Genomic DNA, 19,330 nt, shown 5'->3' with positions numbered 1-19,330 from the left:
GCCGTCGGTTGACGGCCAACGGTAGTGCCGGGGGTGGCCGGGTGGGGTATCACCACTTGAACAGCACCAGGCTGATCGCCAGGCTGCCCATGCCCGCCACCAGCCCGTAAACCGTTTCGTGCCCCTTGGCGTAGCGCTTGGCCGCCGGCAGCAGTTCGTCCAGGGCCAGGAACACCATCACCCCGGAAATCAGCCCGAACACCCAGCCGAAGGTGGCGTGGTTGAGCACGCCCGACAGCGCGAAATAGCCGATCACGGCCCCGACCGGCTCGGCCAGGCCGGACAACAGGCTTGCACCGACCGCGTACCCTTTGTTCTGCGTGGCGAAGTACACCGGCACCGCGATCGCGATGCCTTCGGGAATGTTGTGGATGGCGATGGCGAAGGCCAGCGGCATGCCCACCGACGGGCTCTCCAGCGTGGCGAAGAAGGTGGCCAGGCCCTCGGGGAAGTTGTGTGCGGTGATCGCGATCGCGGTCAGCATCCCGACCCGTTTGATGTAGGCCTTGTTGTTGTCGCGGAACAGCGGGTCCTGCTTGTCCAGGCTCTCGTGCGGGTTGGGGATCAGGTGGTCGATGACCACGATCAGCAGCACCCCGGCCAGGAACGCCGCCGTGCCGTAGGCAAACCCGAGGCGCGCATCGTAGGCCTGGGTGAACGAGTCGATCGCCTTGTTGAGGATCTCGGTGAGCGACACGAACACCATCGCCCCGCCGGCGAAGGCCAGCCCGAACGCCAGCAGGCGCGGGTTCGGGCGGCGCGAGAACACCACCATCAAGCTGCCGATGCCGGTTGCCAGGCCGGCGGCCAAGGTCACGGCGAGGGCCACCCATACGTGTTCAGACGAAATGTCGAGCATGCGCCGCAGCGTCCTTGTAGAAGTGCAACGCGCCCCGGGCGGGGCGCGTGAAGGAGAGGCTTGCGGCGGCTGGCCTCATAGGACGACGGCGCTCAGCCGCCGCGGCGGAGCCGCTCTTCCACCGCGAAGCACTCGTCCGGCTTGGGCTGCGGCGGGTTGAAGCTGACCGGCACCTGGATCGTGGTCGACACGGTCTGGCCGTTGCGCGTGGCCGCCTTGAACTCCCAGCCTTCGACCGCCTTCCTGGCCAGCTCGTCCAGTTGGGCATTGCCGCTGCCGGTTACCTGCGCCACCTGGCCGGGCTTGCCGTTGGCGGCGATCACCACCTTGAAGGTGCTGGTGCCGCCGATGCCCTGGCAGGCCAGTTCGATCGGGTACTGCGGCGGCGGGGTCTTCACCGCGGCCACGTCGGTGGGCGCGGCGACCGGTGCGGCCGGGGTGGCCGGCTTGTTGCAGCCGGCCAGGCTGACGAGGGCGAGGCTGGACAACACGAGGCACTGCAGTTTCATGGAATCACTCCGTCAGGCTCGAGGCCTTGGCTGCGCAGATGAAGTCGTTTTCGCTCAGGCCGCCCACATCGTGGGTGGAGAAGCGCACCACGGCCCGGTCGTAATGCACGCCCAGGTCGGGGTGGTGGTCTTCGCGATGGGCCACCCAGGCCAGCGCGTTCACGAACGCCATGGTCCCGTGGTAATTGTCGAAGCGGAACGTGCGGGTAAGCGCCTGGCCCTGCTCGGCCACTGCCCAGCCGGGAATCTGCGCCAGCAGTTCGGCCACCCGGGCCTCGCCCAGCTTGTGGTCGCTGCCCTTGCGCGGCACGCAATGCGCCTGCGCCAGCGGAATCAGGTCGGCCATGAAATCCTCCACTCCCTTTCGTGTTGCAAGATGCCTGAACGATGCGCCGGACGGTGTATAAACCGAATGAGCGCATAACATGTAAGTGGCTAGAATAGCCCGATGATCCAGATATCCGACACTGCCCAGACCTATTTCCGCAAGCTGATCGAGCGTGAGGCCGTGCCCGGCATGGGCGTGCGCCTGAGCGCCGTCGATGCTGGCACCCCGCGTGCCGACGCCCGCCTGGAGTTCGCCGAGCCCACCGACCTGATGGGCGATGAGTGGGCGGTGGACTGCGATGGCTTCACCCTGTACGTCGATGCCACCAGCGTGGGCTGGCTGGACGGTGCCGACATCGACATCGTCAGCAACGCCACTGGTGGCCAGCAGCTGACCATCAAGGCCCCCAAGATCAAGGGCGAAGCCCCCACCGACGCGTCCTCGCTGGTCGAGCGCGTGCGCTGGGTGGTGGAGAACGAAGTCAATCCGCAGCTGGCCTCCCACGGCGGCAAGGTCGCGGTGCAGGAAGTATCCGCCGATGGCGTGGTGCTGCTGCGCTTCGGCGGCGGTTGCCAGGGCTGCGGCATGGCCGATGTGACCCTCAAGCAGGGCATCGAGAAGACCTTGATGGGACGAGTGCCTGGGATTACCGCGGTGCGCGACGCGACCGACCACGAGAGTGGCAACGCGCCGTACATTCCGCGCGGCACGGCCGCCTGATTCCGCTGCGTGCCACTGCGCCGGGCTGACGACATCCTCGAGTGGCTGCTGGCACGCCAGCCGGACAACCGCATCCTCGAAAAAACCACGGGCCTGCCGTATGGGTGGGGCCTGTGGCTGCGTGCGCTCACCCCGCTGCCGCGGCCGTTCCGTGCCAGTGAGGTTATCGCCGAGCTGATCCAGCGGCCATTGCCGGTGTCCAGCGGCCGTCTGCCGCAGCTGGGTTTCCTGCAGTCAATCCGACGCCTGCTGTGGCAGGGCTGGGACCCGGCGCCGCGCGACCAGCGCTGGATGCGCTGGAGTTCGGCCAGCATCAGCCTCCTGTTGCATGTGCTGTTTGCCGTGCTGCTGCTGTGGGTTGCGCTGATCCGGCCGCCGGTGGAGCCCGAGCAGGGTGGCGAGAGTGGCCGCGTGCAGGTGGCCCTGGTGKGGCGTGGCACGCCGCAGGAAGAGGGCGGTGGCGAAGCGACGCCGGATGCGGCAGCACGTGCCCCGAGCAATGCACCGGCCAGCGAACCGGACGCAGCGGCCAGCAGCCCGCGGGCGTCGGCGTCTGCATCGGCCCCGCAGCCGAGTGCCGAGCCCACGCCACCCGAGGTGCCGCAACCGACGCCGCCCAGCCCGGTGACGCCGCCGGTCGAGCAGCCGGTGCAGGCCACCGAAGTTGCGCAGGCGACCACGGATTTTGTCGTGCCGCCCACCAGCGTGGTGCGCACCGAGGTGCGGGTGACGCCACGTGAGCCGCAGGACATCGCCGTGCGCGAGCGCACCGTCACTACCGTCGAGGCGCCGACCCCGCGCGCCAGCGTGGCGGTGCCGCGGCCGGCCGAACCCCAGCTGCGCACGCCGGAGCCCACGGTGCGCGAGCGCCAGGTCAGCGTGGTCGGGGCGCCTGCGACCACGGTGCGCGTGCCCGGTCCACGCGTGGAGGCCACGCTGCCCCAGCGCGAGGTGCAGGTGCGCGAACGCGAGGTCCAGCCTGTCACGGCGCCATCGGTGACGATGGCGACGGTGCCGCAACGGGACGTCACCGTGAGCGGCAGGTCGACCGAGGTTGCAGTGCGCGAACGCAGCGTGCCCACGCCAGCCGCGCGGCCGGCACCGGCGTCGACCAGCACCGCGCCGCGCACGGCGAGCGCGACGTCCACCGCGACGGCGACCACGCCGAGCACCAGCAGCAGCCCCTCGACCGCGCGCGCCAGCACCCAGCCCGCCGCGAAGCCGGCGGCGAACCCGGGCAACTGGGCCACGCCGACGCGCGGCGACGATTGGGGCGCGGCCAACCATCCGCAGGATCGCGATCTCGACGGCCGCGCCGTCGCCGATACCGGCAGCCACGGCGACAGCCTGTTCAAGGCCGACGGCAGCGTGCGCGTGCCTGGCCAGGACGGCAAGGGCACCACCGAGCGCGGCGCACCGGGCGGTGACAAGGACGGCTGGACCAAGGAGCGCATCGCCCAGTCCGGCACCTGGCTCAAGCGCCCGCCGTACGACTACACCCCGACGTCGTTCGACAAGTACTGGGCGCCCAACGAATCGCTGCTGGCCGAATGGGTTCGCAAGGGCATCAAGGCCGTGGAGATTCCGATCCCGGGCACCAGCTCGTCGATCTCCTGCGTCGTCTCGATCCTGCAGTTCGGCGGCGGCTGCGGCCTGAGCGATCCGAACATGCAGGACCAGCCGGCGATCGCGCGTCCGCCGCCGGACATCCCGTTCAAGAAAGAGCTGCAGGAAGACAACGGCAGCCGCTGAGGCCCCGCCGCATCGGCGGGGGTAGCGCCACGCCATGCGTGGCTGCCCTCCGGTCAGGCGTTCCGACCCCCGGGTAGAGCCACGCCATGCGTGGCTGCCCTCCGGTCAGGCGTTCCGACCCCGGGTAGAGCCACGCCATGCGTGGCTGCTCTCCGGTCAGGCGTTCCGACCCCCGGGTAGAGCCACGCCATGCGTGCCTGCTCTACCGGTCCAGCGTTTATGGCACCTGCCAGCCACGCATGGCGTGGCTCTACCGGTCCGGCGTCATGGCACCTGCGAGCCGCGCATGGCGTGGCGCCGTCTATCGCGCGGGACGTTATGGCTCCTGTTCCGCGTCCGCATCCACACTTACGTCGGCATCCTGCAACGCCACGAACGCCCAGAACGGCACGTTGGTTTCGCCCCAACTGCGGCTGGCCTCGTCGAGCACGTCCAGCAGGGTGTCGAAGTCGGCACCGGCCTGCGCACGCAGCGCGTCGGCGTCGTTGAAGAACAGGGCATAGCCGTTGGCGGGCAGCCAGGCCAGGTCGCGCAGGTTGTCGCTCAGTGCATCCCAGTTGCCGCCGAAGCCGGTGGGGAAGTCCAGTCGCCCGGCCAGCCGCGTCAACAGCATCCGCTTGTCCTGGCAGCCGTCCAGGTCGATCTGCACCACGCGCAGGCCGGCATCGCGCATCGCGGCCGACAACGGGCCCACATCGCCATTGCCGATCGCATACACGCCGGCATTGTTGATGTCGTGCAGGCCCAACTCGAATCCATCATGGTTCATTGCCAGCTCCCGGCCGGTGGAACATCGAAACTGCGAAAGGTCTCGTAGTGGTCGTCGCTGTAGAACCAGCCGGTCGGCGGATTGCCGCCGGTGACGATGCGACGCGCACCGCGGTTGCCGGCACCGGGGGTGTCGACGGTGTACTCGTGGTAATAGCCGCGCGGCCGCTCTGGCAGGCGCTGTTCGCGGTTGCCGAACACGCTGCCGTCCTGCCGATGCGGGAACGGTCCGCCCTGCTGGATCAGTGCGATGGTGCGGCGTGCCTCGGGCGGGAGGAACGGCGGCAACGGATCGTGCTTCACCCCCTGCGTCCCGGTAGCGAGTGGTGCGTTCGGTGCCGCCGGCTGGGTCAGCGATGGAGCGAACTGTGGCGCCGGGGGACGCTGCGCGAATTTGATCGTGGCCAGGCCGCCGATCAGCAGCGCGATGGCGACCAGCAACAGCAAGGGCTTGCGCATGGGCAGGGTGGGGCAGGGAAGGTGGCCACTACTGTACCGTCAACCGTGCGCCGGGCGATGAGGCGCAGCCGAACAACGACCCATCCACGCCACGCTGCCGTCACCGTTGCGTAACATGGTGTGCAGAGGTTGCATGCGCGAGCCCAGATTTCCTTTACATGGGCCTTGGTAAGCTTGCCGTCCATCCCCATCATCGTCAGCGCAACGCCCGGTCTTTGCCGGGTGAGTGAGCTACCAGGAGATCCACATGGCCTATACCCTCCCCAAGCTGTCCTACGCCTACGACGCACTCGAGCCGCATATCGACGCGGCCACGATGGAAATCCATCACACCAAGCATCACCAGACCTATATCAACAACGTCAACGCGGCACTGGAAGGCACCGAATACGCCGACCTGCCGATCGAAGAACTGGTCAAGAAGACCAAGTCGCTGCCGGAAAACCTGCAGGGCCCGGTGCGCAACAACGGTGGCGGCCACGCCAACCACAGCCTGTTCTGGACCGTGATGTCGCCCAACGGCGGCGGCGCACCGGTCGGCGAAGTGGGCAAGGCCATCGAGTCGCAGCTGGGTGGCTTCGAGAAGTTCAAGGAAGCCTTCACCAAGGCCGCACTGACCCGCTTCGGCAGCGGCTGGGCTTGGCTGAGCGTCACCCCGGACAAGAAGGTGGTGGTGGAAAGCAGCGCCAACCAGGACAGCCCGCTGATGGACGGCAACACGCCGATCCTGGCGCTGGACGTGTGGGAGCACGCCTACTACCTGAAGTACCAGAACCGTCGCCCGGAATACATCGGCGCGTTCTTCAACGTGGTCGACTGGAACGAAGTCGAACGTCGTTACCAGGCCGCGATCGCCTGAGCGATCCAGCACGGTAGATGACAAAACGGCCAGGCAGCGATGCCTGGCCGTTTTCGTTGCGGCACCGCGCCGTGGATCAGGGGGCGCTGACCGGCACCGGTGACTGCAGCCGCAGCGTGGCCATCACCCCCAGCCGCAGGGCGCCCTTGTCGGCATCGCTGCCTTCGCTGGCCGGCAGCTTCAGCGCCTGCTGGCCGATGCCCTCGAAGTGCTTGACCTGGAACAGCACGTCCAGCCCGTGGCCGCGCGCGCTGCCGGCCGCCGACGGCGGGTCGACCCGTTCGCCGGGATTGCGGCGCGCCGGCTGGAAACCTGGCGAGCTGCGCACCAGTTCGGCGGTGTCGGCCGAGAAATCGCCGGCGATCAGCGAGGGCAGGCCTTCGGCGGTGGCGCCGATCCAGGTCATCAGGTCGCTGGTCTGGTGGCGGCGCACCAGCGGCTCGTCCGGGTCAGGGCGCAACCGCGCGACATAGATGTTGATGAGTTCTTCCTGCAGCTTCACCCGCAGCATGCCGGCGGCACTGAACTGGCCCGGCGGATGCAGCAGGGTGACGCCGTCTTCGCTGACCGGCAGCCGGGTCAGCATCGCGCTGCCATGGCGCAGTGCCTGGCTGGGCGGATCGGCGGTGACGAAATCGCAGCTGTAGCGCAGCCGCGAGGCCAGCCAGCAGGCCGGGTTGCGGCCCTGGGTCTGCAGCACGCGCTGCACCGCGATCACGTCCGGCTGCAGCGCGTCGAGCATCTGCAGCACCTGGTCGCGGCGCTGCTCCCATTGGCCCTCGCCCAGGGTGGGCAGTTCCAGGGTGGCCACCTTGAGCAGACGCGGTGCGTCCTCGGACTGGCGCGCATGCGCCTGCGCGGCCGATGCCGCCAACAGCATCAGCAGCAGCCAACCCGGCCAGCGTCCCGTGACAGCAATGGAGATCATGCGCATAACGATAAGTTTACGCTTGCGCCGTCGAGGCTTCGTGACTTCCGTTGCGATCTGCGGCGATCCGCTGCCATGTTCGCCGTCTACTGTCACGTAGGGGCGCAGCGTGCGCCGCTCGGGGGCTTCCGGTAAGCTCCCGCACTTTCGTATTCGCAGGACAGCCCCATAGGATGAGCACGATCGCAGCCGCCAGCCCCGGCAAAGGAAAGTTGCCAGGCCAGATCCCGTACATCATTGGCAATGAGGCCTGCGAGCGGTTCAGTTTCTACGGGATGCGCAACATCCTGGTGCAGTTCCTGATCACCTCGCTGCTGCTGCAGGAGATCACCGCCGAAGGCCGTGCGGGCGAGGCCAAGGACATCATGCACAGCTTCATGATCGGCGTGTATTTCTTCCCGCTGCTTGGTGGCTGGCTGGCCGACAAGTTCTTCGGCAAGTACCACACCATTTTGTGGTTCAGCCTGATCTACTGCGCCGGCCACGCCTGCCTGGCCGTGTTCGAGGACAGCCGGGAGGGCTTCTTCCTCGGCCTGGGCCTGATCGCGCTGGGCGCCGGCGGGATCAAGCCGCTGGTGGCCTCCTTCATGGGCGACCAGTTCGACCAGAGCAACAAGCATCTGGCCAAGGTCGTGTTCGACGCCTTCTACTGGATCATCAACTTCGGCTCGCTGTTTGCCTCGCTGTTGATCCCGCTGGCGCTGAAGAACCTGGGCCCGCAGTGGGCATTCGGCATCCCGGGCATCCTGATGTTCGTGGCCACCTTCGTGTTCTGGCTGGGACGCAAGCGTTACGTGCTCGTGCCGCTGCCGCCGAAGGACCCGCATTCGTTCGGCAACGTGGTGCGTAGCGCGCTGTCGGCAGAGGTCCCGGGCAAGGGCCGTCCGGGCCGCACCCTGGCGATCCTCGGCGCGGTGCTGGCGGTGGCCTCGCTGGGCCTGGTCGGCAGCCTCGGCATCGTGATCTGCCTGTGCATCGCGCTGGTGTTGCTGCTGGTCGGTATCGGTGGCGGTACCTGGATCCAGCTCGACCGCGCCCGCGCGGTGCACCCGGCCGACGCGGTCGAAGGCGTGCGTTCGGTGCTGCGGGTGCTGGTGATCTTCGCCCTGACCACCCCGTTCTTCTCGCTGTTCGACCAGAAGGCATCCACTTGGGTGCTGCAGGGCCAGCAGATGGCCATGCCGAGCTGGTTCACCGCCTCGCAGATGCAGGCGCTGAACCCGCTGCTGGTGATGATCCTGATCCCGTTCAACAACCTGGTGCTGTACCCGGCGCTGCGCCGCTTCGGCGTCGAGCCCACCGCGCTGCGCCGCATGACCGTGGGCATCGCCTTCAGCGGCCTGGCTTGGGTCGTGGTCGGTGGCATCCAGGTGATGATGGATGGCGGCAACGTCATGTCGATTTTCTGGCAGATGCTGCCCTACGCATTGCTGACCTTCGGTGAGGTGCTGGTCTCGGCCACCGGCCTGGAGTTCGCCTACAGCCAGGCGCCGCAGGCGATGAAGGGCGTGGTCATGAGCTTCTGGAACCTGACCACCACCATCGGCAACCTGTGGGTGCTGCTGTCCAACGCGGCCGTGCGCAACGATACGGTGACCCACAAGATCGCCAGTACCGGCCTGAGCGAGGCCGCGTTCCTGATGTTCTTCTTCGCCGGTTTCGCCTTCCTCGCCGCGTTGGCCTTCGGTTGGTATGCCAGGCGCTATCGTATGGTCGACAACTACCGTACGGCCTGAGCCCTGACATGACCCCCGTCAACCTGCTGCTGATCGCCATCACCGTCATCGTGTCGTGGATGGCGTTCAAGAACCGCAAGCTCGGCGACCGCCTGATCCTGTGGCCGCCGGCGGTGGACCGCCACCGCCAGTACGACCGCCTGGTGACCTACGGGTTCATCCACGCGGACCTGGCGCACCTGGCGTTCAACATGATCACGCTGTTCTTCTTCGGCGGCCAGATCGAGTCGGTGATGATCCAGCTGACCGGCAGCTACCTGACCTATCCGGCGTTCTATCTCGGCGCGCTGGTGATGTCGATCCTGCCCAGCTACCTGAAGAACCAGAAGAACCCGAACTACCTCAGCCTGGGCGCGTCGGGCGCGGTGTCGGCGGTGTTGTTCGCCTTCATCCTGCTCAGCCCGTGGAGCGTGATCTTCGTGTTCTTCATCCCGGCGCCGGCGATCATCTACGCGGCGTTCTATGTGGGCTACAGCATCTGGATGGATCGCCGTGGCGGCGACCGCATCAACCACAGCGCGCACCTGGCCGGTGCCGCGTTCGGGGTGATCTTCATGCTGGCGATGCGCCCGGCGATTTTCGAGCACTTCCTGCGCGAGCTGAGCAACCCGAGCTTCCGTCCGCTGGGGTGATGCCGGGATGCAGACGTACCGATCCACGGTCGGCACCTGCCGGGTCCAGGAACGCCGGCAGCAGCCGGCGGAAGGGCACGACCGTGGGTCGTGCCCCCTGCAAACGACGCGTTACGCTACTTTCTTGCCGTCGGTGCCGTACGCGCTGAGCAGGCGGGCGTAGACCTCGTTGTCGATCTGATCGAATTCCCAGCCGTTGGTTTGGCCGTTCACGGCCAGCTGGAACAGGCCTTCCAGCAGCGAGCTGTCGGCGTCGGCCGGGGCCGGGGAGGTAGGTGCGTTGTCCATGAGGACCTCCTGGTAAAACGGATTCGGGCAGGCAGGTGTCGCAAAACTCGTGCCAGCTTTCACGCCCTGTCCGCTACCGGTATCGGCTTGAACCAACGAGACTTTAGCGGCGCCCAGCACCGCGCTTTGATGGCGGCATGGCGATGACCGGCCGCGTGGCAAGGCGCCGGTGCCCCCGTCCTGCCCGGGAAGGGCACGGGGTCCGGAAGTGACGCTCAGCGTCGCTGCTTGCCCCTGTTCAGGCTTCACGCGATCATGGCGCTACGCTGCGCACTATCGCGTCAGTTGCCGCAGGAGACACCGCCCATGGCTTCGGTCACCCCGCCCGGATTGGCGTACGAGGTGGAGCACGATCTGGCCAACCACCGTTTCCAGGCCCGGATCCAGGGGCACCTGGCGCTGCTGGACTACCAGATCACGTCGCTGAAACGACAGAAGCGGATGGTCATCACCCACACCGAGGTGCCTGAGCCGATCGCCGGGCGCGGTATTGCCGGGGAGTTGACCAAGGTGGCGCTACGCTATGCGCGCGAACACAAATACAAAGTGGTGCCGGCGTGTGCCTACGCCGAAGCCTTCATGCAACGACACGAGGAATACGACGACCTGCTCGCCGGTTGACCGCGGGCGGTCTCGCTTCAGGGACGACACACCATGATGCTGGGTTTCAACAAGGGGATTGCAATGAACATCGTAGTAAACCGTCGCGCGCTGCGCGCCAGCGCGTTGGCCATGGCCGTGGGCCTGGTGCTGGTGGCGGGTTGCAAGCGCGACGCGGGCGACACCGCCACGGCACCGGCCGATGGCGCGACCGCCACGCAGCCGGCGAACATTGAAACGCCTGTCGCCGCAGCGCCGGTTGAGCTGCGCGACGTGATCGAAAACACGCCGCAGGCCGTCATCGGGATCAGCTACCCGACCGATATCGCCAAGTACCCGGGCCTGGCCAAGGCCTTGGCCGATTACGCCACTGCCGCGCGCGGCGAGTTGCAGCAGGCCGTCGATGGTCTGGGCAACGACAAGCCGACCATGCCCTACGAGCTGTCGCTGAGCTTCGAAAAAGTGCTGGAAACCCCGCAACTGGTGGTGGTGAGCGCCGATGGCAGCCGCTACACCGGCGGTGCCCATGGCGAGCCGCTGGTGGCGCGCTTCGTGTGGCTGCCCGAACAGCAGCAGATGCTCACCGCCGACAAGCTGGTGGCAGATGCCAAGGGCTGGAAGGCGGTCAGCGATTACATCGGTGACCAGCTGCGCGAGCGCGTGGCCACCCGCTTGAGCAGCGAAGACATGGAGCCGGGCCAACTGCAGGAATCGCTGCGCAGCGCCAGCCGGATGATCGCCGACGGCACCGAGCCGAGCGCGGAGAACTTCAGCCAGTTCCAGCCGCTGACCGGCACCGATGGCAAGATCAGCGCGGTACGCTTCGTGTTCCCGCCCTACCAGGTGGGGCCGTATTCGGATGGCACCCAGACCGTGGATGTGCCGGCCAACGTACTGGCGCCGCATGTCGGTGCGGCGTATGCGGGATTGTTTGCCCAGGGCTGATCGACGGAGGCGACGTGGACGCGGGACTGCAACGACGAGTGACGCTGTTGCTGCACGACGCGGGAATCACCGTCGACGGTGACCGGCCGCATGACATCCACGTCCATGACCCGCAGTTCTACACGCGGGTCATGGCCCACGGCTCACTCGGCCTGGGCGAGAGCTACATGGACGGCCAGTGGGACGCCGCCGCGCTGGACGACTTCCTGTATCACCTGATGCAGGCACACCTGGACGATCGCGTGCACGGCTGGCGCGAAGTCGCCGACGCGCTCAAGGCGCGTCTGTTCAACCTGCAGGCCGGCAATGGCAGCTTCGAGGTTGGCAAGCGCCACTATGACCTCGGCAACGACCTCTATGAAGCGATGCTTGGCCGCCGCCTGGTCTACAGCTGTGGCTATTGGCGCGATGCGACGGACCTGGATGCGGCGCAGGAAGCCAAGCTCGACCTGATCTGCCGCAAGCTCGGGCTGCGCCCGGGCCAGCACGTGCTCGATATCGGCTGCGGTTGGGGCGAAGCCCTGAAGTACGCCGCCGAACGCTACGGCGTGTCCGGCGTGGGCGTCACCATTTCCCAGGAGCAGGCCGACTACGCACGCCAGCTGTGCGCCGGGTTGCCGATCGAGATCCGGCTGCAGGATTACCACGACGTCGAAGAAACCTTCGACGCGGTTTTTTCGGTCGGCATGTTCGAGCATGTCGGCGACAAGAACTACCGCGGCTACTTCGAAATGGCGCGGCGCTGCCTGCACCCGCACGGCCTGTTCCTGCTGCACTCGATCGGCAGCAATATCTCGCGGCACCGCACCGATCCGTGGATTACCCGCTACATCTTCCCCAATTCGATGCTGCCCTCGGCGGCGCAGATTACCGCCGCGTATGAAGGATTGTTCGTGCTGGAGGACTGGCACAGTTTTGGAACCGATTACGACCGCACGCTGCAGGCATGGCGATTGAACATCGAGCAGGCGTGGGGCGGGCTTGACCCGCAGCGCTACGACGCGCGCTTCAAGCGGATGTGGCGGTTCTACCTGGCGGCGTCGATGGCGAGCTTCCGCTGCCGGAATTCGCAGTTGTGGCAGTTGGTGTTGTCGCCCAACGGCGTACCGGGTGGGTATATCGCGCCGCGGTGATGGCGGCGGCGCAGATGCCCCAGTCCTGCCGGCCTGGCGGTCGATCAGGGCTGCTTCGGCGACCTGTGCAAAGCAGGATCCGAGAACACGGTTGATGCGTCATATCAGGCTTCAATATTGCTCTTGCCACTGTCAGCTTGATCGCCACTGTGACGCCGCGCTGTTGAACTCAATCCATGTGATTCGTCGGTTGTCGCCGAAGCAGGCAGCCAACTACGATGTGTTCATGACCTTCGACGACGTGACCGTGCTTGACGCCCTTCTGGCCGCTGGTCAGCGGGTTCAATCTGCCTTCGCAGGAGCATCCGATCCGGAGGGAGCGCTGCGGTCTGCGCATGAGTTTCTTGCCAATGCACTGGGCCACCATCCTGATGATGCGCGGTTGCTTACCGCGTTGGGGGCGGTTGCATGCGATCGGGGTCAGCACGAGCAGGCGCTTGCGCCGCTGCGACGGGCGCTGGCGTTGGGCAGCCGGGACAAAAATGCCTACTTCAACCTGGGGGTGGCGTTGATCAACCTGAGCGAGCCGGCACGCGCGAAGACGGCGTTCACCCGAGCCTGCGCGCTGTCGGCATTGTCCTGCACGTGGGAAGCGTACTTTGATCCACAAGCCCATTGATGGGGGGGGCGGGATCCTCTCACGTGATCGGCAACAAAAAACCGCCCGGCACTGCCGGGCGGTCCTGTTTACACGCGTCGTTGAATCGAACGCTTACTTCTTGCCATCACCACCGGTCAAACCACGCTTTTCCAGCAGCGGTTCGATCTGCGGCTCATGCCCGGCGAAATTGCGGAACAGTTCCATCGCATCCACGCTGCCGCCCTTGGACAGCAGGGTCTGGCGGAAATGGTCGCCGTTCTTGCGACTCAGGCCACCGTTTTCGCGGAACCACTTCTGGGTGTTGGCATCGAGCACTTCGGACCAGATGTAGGCGTAGTAGCCGGCCGAGTAGCCGCCCATGATGTGGCTGAAGTAGGGGGTCTTGTAGCGCGGGGGGACCGGCGCGTAGTAGATGCCGTCCTTCTCCAGCGCGGCGCGCTCGAAGGCCATCACGTCCTTGGCGGCCGGGACCTGGTCCGGACCGATCTGGTGCCAGCGCTGGTCCAGCATGGCCGCACCGAGGTACTCGGTGGTGGCAAAGCCCTGGTTGAACTTGGCCGCGGCGATCACCTTGTCCAGCAGTGCCTGCGGCATCGCGGTGCCGTTCTGGTAGTGCTTGGCGTAGTTCTTCAGGATGGCCGGGTTGTCCGACCACATTTCATTGACCTGCGAGGGGAACTCGACGAAGTCGCGCGGCACGGCCGTGCCGGAGAAGTACGGGTACTTCACGTTGGAGAACATGCCGTGCAGGGCGTGGCCGAACTCGTGGAAGGTGGTGGTCACTTCATCCCAGGTCAGCAGCGAGGGCTGGCCGGCCGGCGGCTTGGGGATGTTGAGGTGGTTGGCCACCACCGGCTTGAAGCCGGTCAACTCGGACTGGGACACATAGGAGTTCATCCAGGCGCCGCCGCGCTTGGAGGCGCGTGCATACGGGTCGAAGATGAAGATCGCCAGCTGGCTGCCGTCGGCATCGAACACGTCATAGACGGTGACGTCGTCGTGGTAGACCGGCAGGTCGGTGCGCTGCTTGAAGGTCAGGCCGTATTCCTGGTTGGCGGCGAAGAACACGCCGTTTTCCAGTACGTTCTTCAGTTCGAAGTACGGCTTGAGCTGGGACTCGTCGAAGTTGTACTTGGCCTGGCGCACCTTCTCGCTGTAGAAGGCCCAGTCCCACGCTTCGAGCTGGAAGGTCGGCTTGCCGGCGGCCTTCTGTTCCTTGTCGATCATGGCCTGCAGGTCGGCGGCTTCGCGCTTGGCGTTGGCCACCGCAGCCGGGGCGAGCTGGCCGAGCATGGCATTGACCGCTTCGGGGGTCTTGGCGGTCTGGTTGGTCAGGTTGTACGCGGCGAAGTTGGCAAAGCCCATCAGCTTGGCCTTGTCGGCGCGCAGCTGCATGATGCGCGAGACCAGCGCGGTGTTGTCGAACTCACCGCCGCGGCTGCCGCGGGTGACGGACGCTTCGTAGATCTTCTGGCGCAGCTCGCGGTTGCGCAGGTTGGTCAACGGCGGCTGGCCGGTGGTGTTGAGCAGGGCGATGACGTACTTGCCATCCAGCTTGCGGGCCTTGGCGGCTTCGGCGGCGGCAGCGATCTGCTCGGCGGACAGGCCGTCGAGCTGCTTGACGTCGTCCACCACAACGGCCGAGGCATTCACTTCGTTCTGCACGTTCTGGCTGAACTTCGTGCCCAGGTTGGCCAGCTCGGCGTTCATCGCCTTGAGCTTGGTCTTGTCGGCATCATTGAGCTTGGCGCCGGCGCGGACGTAGCTGTCGTAGTACTTCTCGACCAGGCGCACGCCTTCGGCGTCGAGGCCGAGCTGGGTGCGGGTGTCGTACAGGGCCTGGATGCGGGCGAACAGCTTGCCGTTGAGGGCGATGGCGTCGCTGTGGGCGGCGAACTTGGCCGAGTAGTCGGCCTGCAGCTTCTTGCGGGCGTCGTTGGTGTCGGCGCCGACCAGGCTGAAGAAGACGGTGGTGGCGCGGTCGAGGGTGTCACCGCTCTTTTCCAGGGCAATGAGGGTGTTGTCGAAGGTCGGCTTGGCCTTGTTGTTGGCGATTGCCTCCACTTCCTTCAGCTGCTGGGCCATGCCGGCGTCGAAGGCGGGCGCGAAGTCGCTGTCCTTGATCTTGTCGAACTGCGGGTAGTGCAGGGGCAGGGGGCTGTCGGCGAAGAACGGGTTGGCCTGCTGGGCGTTGGCGGCCACGGGGGCGGCGGCGACGGCGGAATAGGCGGGCAGGGCAAGGCCGAGGGTCACGGCGACGGCAAGGGCAAGGCGGGTGGTCAAGGGGAATTCTCCGGTCAGACAAGTGCACGAGGTTACCCCGGCGCGATGGCGTGGGGCTTGTGTCGAAAGGCATGGGATTGCGGGTTGGAGCAGGCGTCGAATCGCTTGACGTCCGATTGCTGTGTTGGAACCGCAGGTGCCGCCCGCTGGCCTCCTCCGCATGAACCCGAATCGGTAGAGCCACCCCATGGGTGGCTGCTCTCGGCAGCAGCCCCACACCCCCACGGCGCTAAGATGATCCCCTTCCACCGGAGCCTTTCCCATGACCAGCGCATTCGATTTCTCGTTCGTGGACCTCACCGGCCAGCCACAGCCGCTGGAGCAGTACCGGGGCAAGGTGCTGCTGGTGGTCAACGTGGCCAGCAAGTGCGGCTTCACCCCGCAGTACGAGGGGCTGGAGGCGTTGTGTCGGGAGTACGCGGCACGCGGGCTGGTGGTGATCGGGTTCCCGTGCGATCAGTTCGGGCACCAGGAGCCGGGCAACGCCGACGAGATCCGCAATTTCTGCTCGTTGACCTACGCGGTCGATTTCCCGCTGTCGGACAAGGTGGACGTCAACGGCGAGGGCGCGCATCCGCTGTGGCAGTGGCTCAAGGCGGAGAAGTCCGGGCTGCTGGGCACGCGCGGGATCAAGTGGAACTTCAGCAAGTTCCTGGTCGGGCGCGATGGGCAGGTGCTGGAACGCTATGCGCCGACCGACAAGCCGGAATCGCTGCGCGGGGATATCGAGGCGGCGCTGGGGTGATGCGGGCACTCGCCCCCGCCTGATCGCGGCAAGGTAGTGCCGGCCGCTGGCCGGCTCCTCGCACACGACGATCGTGGAAGGCTTCAGCCACGCATGGCGTGGCTCTACCGGGTGGCGAGTGGATGCGTGGAAGGCCCCAGCCACGCGGGGCGTGGCTCTACCGGGTGGCGAATGGGTGCGTGGAAGGCTTCAGCCACGCGTGGCGTGGCTCTACCTTCGGTGCGCCATTCGCGCTTACTTCTCGACGAACGCGCGCTCGAAGACGTAGTGGCCCGGGGTGCCGATGCGCGGGGAGGTCTGGAAGCCGCGGCTGTCCAGCACGGTGCGCAGGTCGGCCAGCATCTGCGGGCTGCCGCAGATCATGGCGCGGTCGTTTCCCGGATCCAGCGGCGGCAGGCCGAGGGTCTTCTGCATTTCACCGCTTTCCATCAACGAGGTCAGGCGACCCTGGTTGGGGAACGCCTCACGGGTGACGGCCGGGTAGTACAGCAGCTTGTCGCCGATCATCTCGCCGAGGAATTCGTGCTCGCGCAGTTCCTTCTCGAACAGGTCGCGGTAAGCCAGGTCCTTTTCGTAACGCACGCCGTGGGTGAGGATCACCTTGTCGAAGCGCTCGTAGGTTTCCGGGTCCTTGATCACCGACAGCCACGGCGCCAGGCCGGTGCCGGTGCCCAGCAGGTACAGGTGCTTGCCCGGGTGCAGGTCGCTGATCAGCAGGGTGCCGGTGGGCTTCTTGCCGACCAGGACCTTGTCGCCCGGCTTGATGTGCTGCAGGCGCGAGGTCAGCGGGCCGTCCTGGACCTTGATGCTGAAGAACTCCAGGTTCTCTTCCCAGTTGGCGCTGGCGATGGAATACGCGCGCAGCAACGGGCGTGCCTCGGTTTCCAGGCCGATCATCACGAACTGGCCGTTCTCGAAGCGGAAGCCGCTGTCGCGGGTCGTGGTGAAGCTGAAGTAGGCGTCGGTCCAGTGGCGGACCTCAAGCACCGTTTCGGCGCCGAAAGCGGAAGACATGGGGGTGGGGGTCTGATCTGTTTTGTCCCGTCCAGTTTATCTCAAATGAGATAAATTCTCATTGACTGGCCGGAAAGGCTTGTGGAGTGGGGGTTTCAACGGTACCCGGCCGCTTGCAGCTCGAACAATTCGGCGTAACGGCCCCCCTGGGTCATCAGTTCGGCATGGGTACCGCTGGCCTCGATCCGGCCGCCGGCCAGCACCAGAATGCGGTCGGCCATGCGTACCGAGGAGAAGCGGTGCGAGATCAGTACGGCGGTGCGCTGGTCGGACAGTTCCTTGAAGCGCTGGAACACCTCGAATTCGCTGCGCGCGTCCAGTGCGGCGGTTGGCTCATCGAGGATCATGACCTGTGCATCGCGCATGTAGGCGCGGGCGATGGCGATCTTCTGCCATTGCCCGCCGGACAGGTCCACGCCCTGCTTGAAGCGTCGGCCGATCAGCTGGTCGTAGCCGTTTGGCAGCGCGTTGATCACCTCATCGGCCATGCCGCGGCGGGCGGCGTCGCGGATGCGCGCATCGTCGGTCATTGCTTCGACCAGGCCGACGCCGATGTTCTCGCCCGCGCTCAGGTTGTAGCGCACGAAGTCCTGGAAGATCACGCCCATGTTGGCGCGCAGGTCATCCAGATCGTAGTCGCGCAGGTCGCGCCCGTCGAGCAGGATGCGGCCTTCGTCCGGGTCGTACAGGCGCGCCAGCAGCTTCACCAGCGTGGTCTTGCCGGCGCCGTTCTCGCCGACCAGCGCCAGCACTTCGCCGGCGTGCAGTTCGAAATCCAGGTGGCGCACCGCCCAGTTTTCCGCATCGGGGTAACGGAAGCCGACGTTCTCGAACACGAAGCCGTCGGTGATCGGCTGCGGGATCGCCACCGCATCGGTGCGCGAGTGGATCTCCGGCTGGATCTGGAAGAACGAGAACAGATCGTCCAGGTACAGCGCCTGCCCGGCCACCTGCGAGAAGCCGATCAGCAGCCCTTCCAGCAACTGGCGCAGGCGCAGGAAGCTGCCGGCCAGGAAGGTCAGGTCGCCGATCGAAAAATCGCCGCGCACGGTGCGCCACGCGATGTAGGCATACGCGGTGTAATAGCCCAGCGTGCCGAGCGCGGCCAGCAAGGTGCCCCAGAACGCGCGCTTGCGTGCCAACGCCCGGTTGGCGTGGAAGAACTTGTCGGCCAGGAACTTGTAGCGCTCGATCAGGAAGCGGTGCAGGTTGAAGATCTTCACCTCCTTGGCCGTTTCCACGCTGGCCCCGATCTGGCGCAGGTAATCGAGCTGGCGGCGCTCGGGCGTCCACTGGAAATTGAGCGAATAGCCGGCCGCGTTGAAGTGCGACTCGCCGATGAAGGCCGGCACCAGCGCCACCGCCAGCAGCAGGATCAGCCACGGCGCGTACACCAGCAGGCCCACCGCCAGGCTGGCCACGGTGATGGCGTCCTGCACCTGGCCGAACAGCTGGCTCATCAGGTTCATCCGGCCCATGGTCTGGCGCCGCGCGCGGTCCAGCTTGTCCTGCAGGTCCGGGTCTTCGAAGTCTTCCAGGTCCAGTTCGGCGGCGTGCTCCATCAGCCGCACGCTGGTGACGTTGGTGAACAGTTCCGAGAGCAGGCTGTCGGCATAGTTCACCGCGCGGCCCAGCAGGTCGGAGACGATCGCCAGGCCGAACTCCAGTGCGAGCAGGCCGAGTAGTGGATTGAGCACGCCGCTGGACAGTGCCTCGCCAAACGGCGGGAAGCCGGCTTCGTGCTGGCTCAGGTGCAGCGCCGCGTCGATGATCAATTTGCCCACGTACAACATCGCCACCGGCAGCAACGCACGGATCAGGCGCAGGCCCAGGCTGGCACTGGCCAGGCCGGGGCTCGTCTGCCAGACCTGACGCAGGAACGGGGGCAGGTTGCGCATCGCCTGGAAGCGTTCGCGCAGGCTGGGATTCTTCTGGCCGGAAGCGCCGGCGGCGGGGGAGGCGGGCATGCCGCTATTGTGCGCGCCCGTGCCGTGGCGGAGGGATGAATGCGTTGCACGCTACGACACCAAAGCGCGCAATTATCCAAATCGGTAGGTGCCGACCGTTGGTCGGTACGGCGCAGCACGGCAATCACACGGTGGGTGACGACCGTTGGTCGGCACGGCGCAGCACGGCAATCACGCGGTAGGTGCCGACCGTTGGTCGGCACA

At 66.3% G+C, this 19,330-nt stretch carries 20 protein-coding genes; 10 read left to right on the top strand and 10 right to left on the bottom strand.

Annotation, left to right across the window (positions count from 1 at the left end):
• Positions 1–49 precede the first annotated feature (49 nt).
• The 3 genes from zupT to AC1DR7_RS11555 all read right to left on the bottom strand — a co-directional run bounded on the left by zupT (position 50) and on the right by AC1DR7_RS11555 (position 1,714).
• The gene (gene zupT, locus AC1DR7_RS11565; protein ID WP_457319273.1) at positions 50–859 is read right to left on the bottom strand and encodes a zinc transporter ZupT; all 810 of its coding nucleotides are present in this window, start codon (positions 857–859) and stop codon (positions 50–52) included.
• Positions 860–951: 92 nt separating this feature from the next.
• Entirely contained in the window at positions 952–1,368 is a 417-nt protein-coding gene (locus AC1DR7_RS11560; RefSeq protein WP_457319274.1) for an energy transducer TonB, read from the bottom strand.
• 4 nt (positions 1,369–1,372) lie between these two features.
• Complete coding sequence (locus AC1DR7_RS11555) at positions 1,373–1,714, bottom strand: 4a-hydroxytetrahydrobiopterin dehydratase (protein ID WP_457319275.1); 342 nt, start codon at positions 1,712–1,714, stop codon at positions 1,373–1,375.
• Between the two features lie 102 nt (positions 1,715–1,816).
• On the opposite strand from AC1DR7_RS11555, the gene AC1DR7_RS11550 reads away from it, so the two are divergent.
• Both AC1DR7_RS11550 and AC1DR7_RS11545 read left to right on the top strand, forming a co-directional pair.
• Entirely contained in the window at positions 1,817–2,416 is a 600-nt protein-coding gene (locus AC1DR7_RS11550; protein ID WP_256775581.1) for an NfuA family Fe-S biogenesis protein, read from the top strand.
• A 9-nt stretch (positions 2,417–2,425) separates the two neighbouring features.
• Complete coding sequence (locus AC1DR7_RS11545; protein WP_478076493.1) at positions 2,426–4,168, top strand: hypothetical protein; 1,743 nt, start codon at positions 2,426–2,428, stop codon at positions 4,166–4,168.
• A gap of 316 nt (positions 4,169–4,484) precedes the next feature.
• On the opposite strand, the gene AC1DR7_RS11540 is transcribed toward AC1DR7_RS11545, so the two are convergent.
• Positions 4,485–4,937, bottom strand: coding sequence for a barstar family protein (locus tag AC1DR7_RS11540; protein WP_256775579.1), 453 nt, complete (start codon positions 4,935–4,937; stop codon positions 4,485–4,487).
• Entirely contained in the window at positions 4,934–5,395 is a 462-nt protein-coding gene (locus AC1DR7_RS11535; RefSeq protein WP_256775578.1) for a guanyl-specific ribonuclease, read from the bottom strand. Before AC1DR7_RS11535 ends, AC1DR7_RS11540 begins: the two co-directional genes overlap by 4 nt.
• A gap of 247 nt (positions 5,396–5,642) precedes the next feature.
• On the opposite strand from AC1DR7_RS11535, the gene AC1DR7_RS11530 reads away from it, so the two are divergent.
• On the top strand, positions 5,643–6,254 hold the full coding sequence (locus AC1DR7_RS11530) for a superoxide dismutase (protein WP_256775577.1): 612 nt from the start codon (positions 5,643–5,645) through the stop codon (positions 6,252–6,254).
• Between the two features lie 76 nt (positions 6,255–6,330).
• Here AC1DR7_RS11530 and AC1DR7_RS11525 read toward each other — a convergent pair whose 3' ends face one another.
• A complete protein-coding gene (locus AC1DR7_RS11525) occupies positions 6,331–7,182 on the bottom strand; it encodes an endonuclease/exonuclease/phosphatase family protein (RefSeq protein WP_457319278.1) in 852 nt (283 codons plus the stop codon).
• Between the two features lie 173 nt (positions 7,183–7,355).
• Between AC1DR7_RS11525 and AC1DR7_RS11520 the strand changes: the two genes are divergently transcribed.
• Entirely contained in the window at positions 7,356–8,918 is a 1,563-nt protein-coding gene (locus AC1DR7_RS11520) for a POT-type proton-dependent oligopeptide transporter (RefSeq protein WP_256775576.1), read from the top strand.
• An 8-nt stretch (positions 8,919–8,926) separates the two neighbouring features.
• Entirely contained in the window at positions 8,927–9,550 is a 624-nt protein-coding gene (locus AC1DR7_RS11515) for a rhomboid family intramembrane serine protease (RefSeq protein WP_256775575.1), read from the top strand.
• Positions 9,551–9,661: 111 nt separating this feature from the next.
• Here AC1DR7_RS11515 and AC1DR7_RS11510 read toward each other — a convergent pair whose 3' ends face one another.
• Positions 9,662–9,838 carry a hypothetical protein gene (locus AC1DR7_RS11510; protein ID WP_256775574.1) on the bottom strand — a complete coding sequence of 59 codons (177 nt, stop codon included), beginning with the start codon at positions 9,836–9,838 and terminating at the stop codon, positions 9,662–9,664.
• Positions 9,839–10,144: 306 nt separating this feature from the next.
• On the opposite strand from AC1DR7_RS11510, the gene AC1DR7_RS11505 reads away from it, so the two are divergent.
• From AC1DR7_RS11505 to AC1DR7_RS11490, 4 genes are all read left to right on the top strand, one after another.
• Complete coding sequence (locus AC1DR7_RS11505; RefSeq protein ID WP_457321245.1) at positions 10,145–10,459, top strand: GNAT family N-acetyltransferase; 315 nt, start codon at positions 10,145–10,147, stop codon at positions 10,457–10,459.
• A gap of 36 nt (positions 10,460–10,495) precedes the next feature.
• The gene (locus tag AC1DR7_RS11500) at positions 10,496–11,383 is read left to right on the top strand and encodes a DUF3298 and DUF4163 domain-containing protein (RefSeq protein ID WP_457321247.1); all 888 of its coding nucleotides are present in this window, start codon (positions 10,496–10,498) and stop codon (positions 11,381–11,383) included.
• A gap of 14 nt (positions 11,384–11,397) precedes the next feature.
• Positions 11,398–12,516, top strand: coding sequence for a cyclopropane fatty acyl phospholipid synthase (cfa, locus tag AC1DR7_RS11495; RefSeq protein WP_478051567.1), 1,119 nt, complete (start codon positions 11,398–11,400; stop codon positions 12,514–12,516).
• Between the two features lie 94 nt (positions 12,517–12,610).
• On the top strand, positions 12,611–13,135 hold the full coding sequence (locus AC1DR7_RS11490) for a hypothetical protein (protein ID WP_256775570.1): 525 nt from the start codon (positions 12,611–12,613) through the stop codon (positions 13,133–13,135).
• Positions 13,136–13,228: 93 nt separating this feature from the next.
• On the opposite strand, the gene AC1DR7_RS11485 is transcribed toward AC1DR7_RS11490, so the two are convergent.
• Positions 13,229–15,400, bottom strand: coding sequence for a M3 family metallopeptidase (locus tag AC1DR7_RS11485; RefSeq protein ID WP_256775569.1), 2,172 nt, complete (start codon positions 15,398–15,400; stop codon positions 13,229–13,231).
• Positions 15,401–15,662: 262 nt separating this feature from the next.
• Between AC1DR7_RS11485 and AC1DR7_RS11480 the strand changes: the two genes are divergently transcribed.
• The gene (locus AC1DR7_RS11480; protein WP_478052793.1) at positions 15,663–16,145 is read left to right on the top strand and encodes a glutathione peroxidase; all 483 of its coding nucleotides are present in this window, start codon (positions 15,663–15,665) and stop codon (positions 16,143–16,145) included.
• Between the two features lie 234 nt (positions 16,146–16,379).
• On the opposite strand, the gene AC1DR7_RS11475 is transcribed toward AC1DR7_RS11480, so the two are convergent.
• Entirely contained in the window at positions 16,380–17,159 is a 780-nt protein-coding gene (locus AC1DR7_RS11475) for a ferredoxin--NADP reductase (protein WP_457320580.1), read from the bottom strand.
• Positions 17,160–17,254: 95 nt separating this feature from the next.
• The gene (locus tag AC1DR7_RS11470) at positions 17,255–19,126 is read right to left on the bottom strand and encodes an ABC transporter ATP-binding protein (protein WP_478051570.1); all 1,872 of its coding nucleotides are present in this window, start codon (positions 19,124–19,126) and stop codon (positions 17,255–17,257) included.
• Positions 19,127–19,330: the final 204 nt, after the last annotated feature.

This window comes from Stenotrophomonas sp. P5_A9 (assembly GCF_056400525.1).
This window is presented reverse-complemented; position numbering and strand designations above follow the sequence as displayed.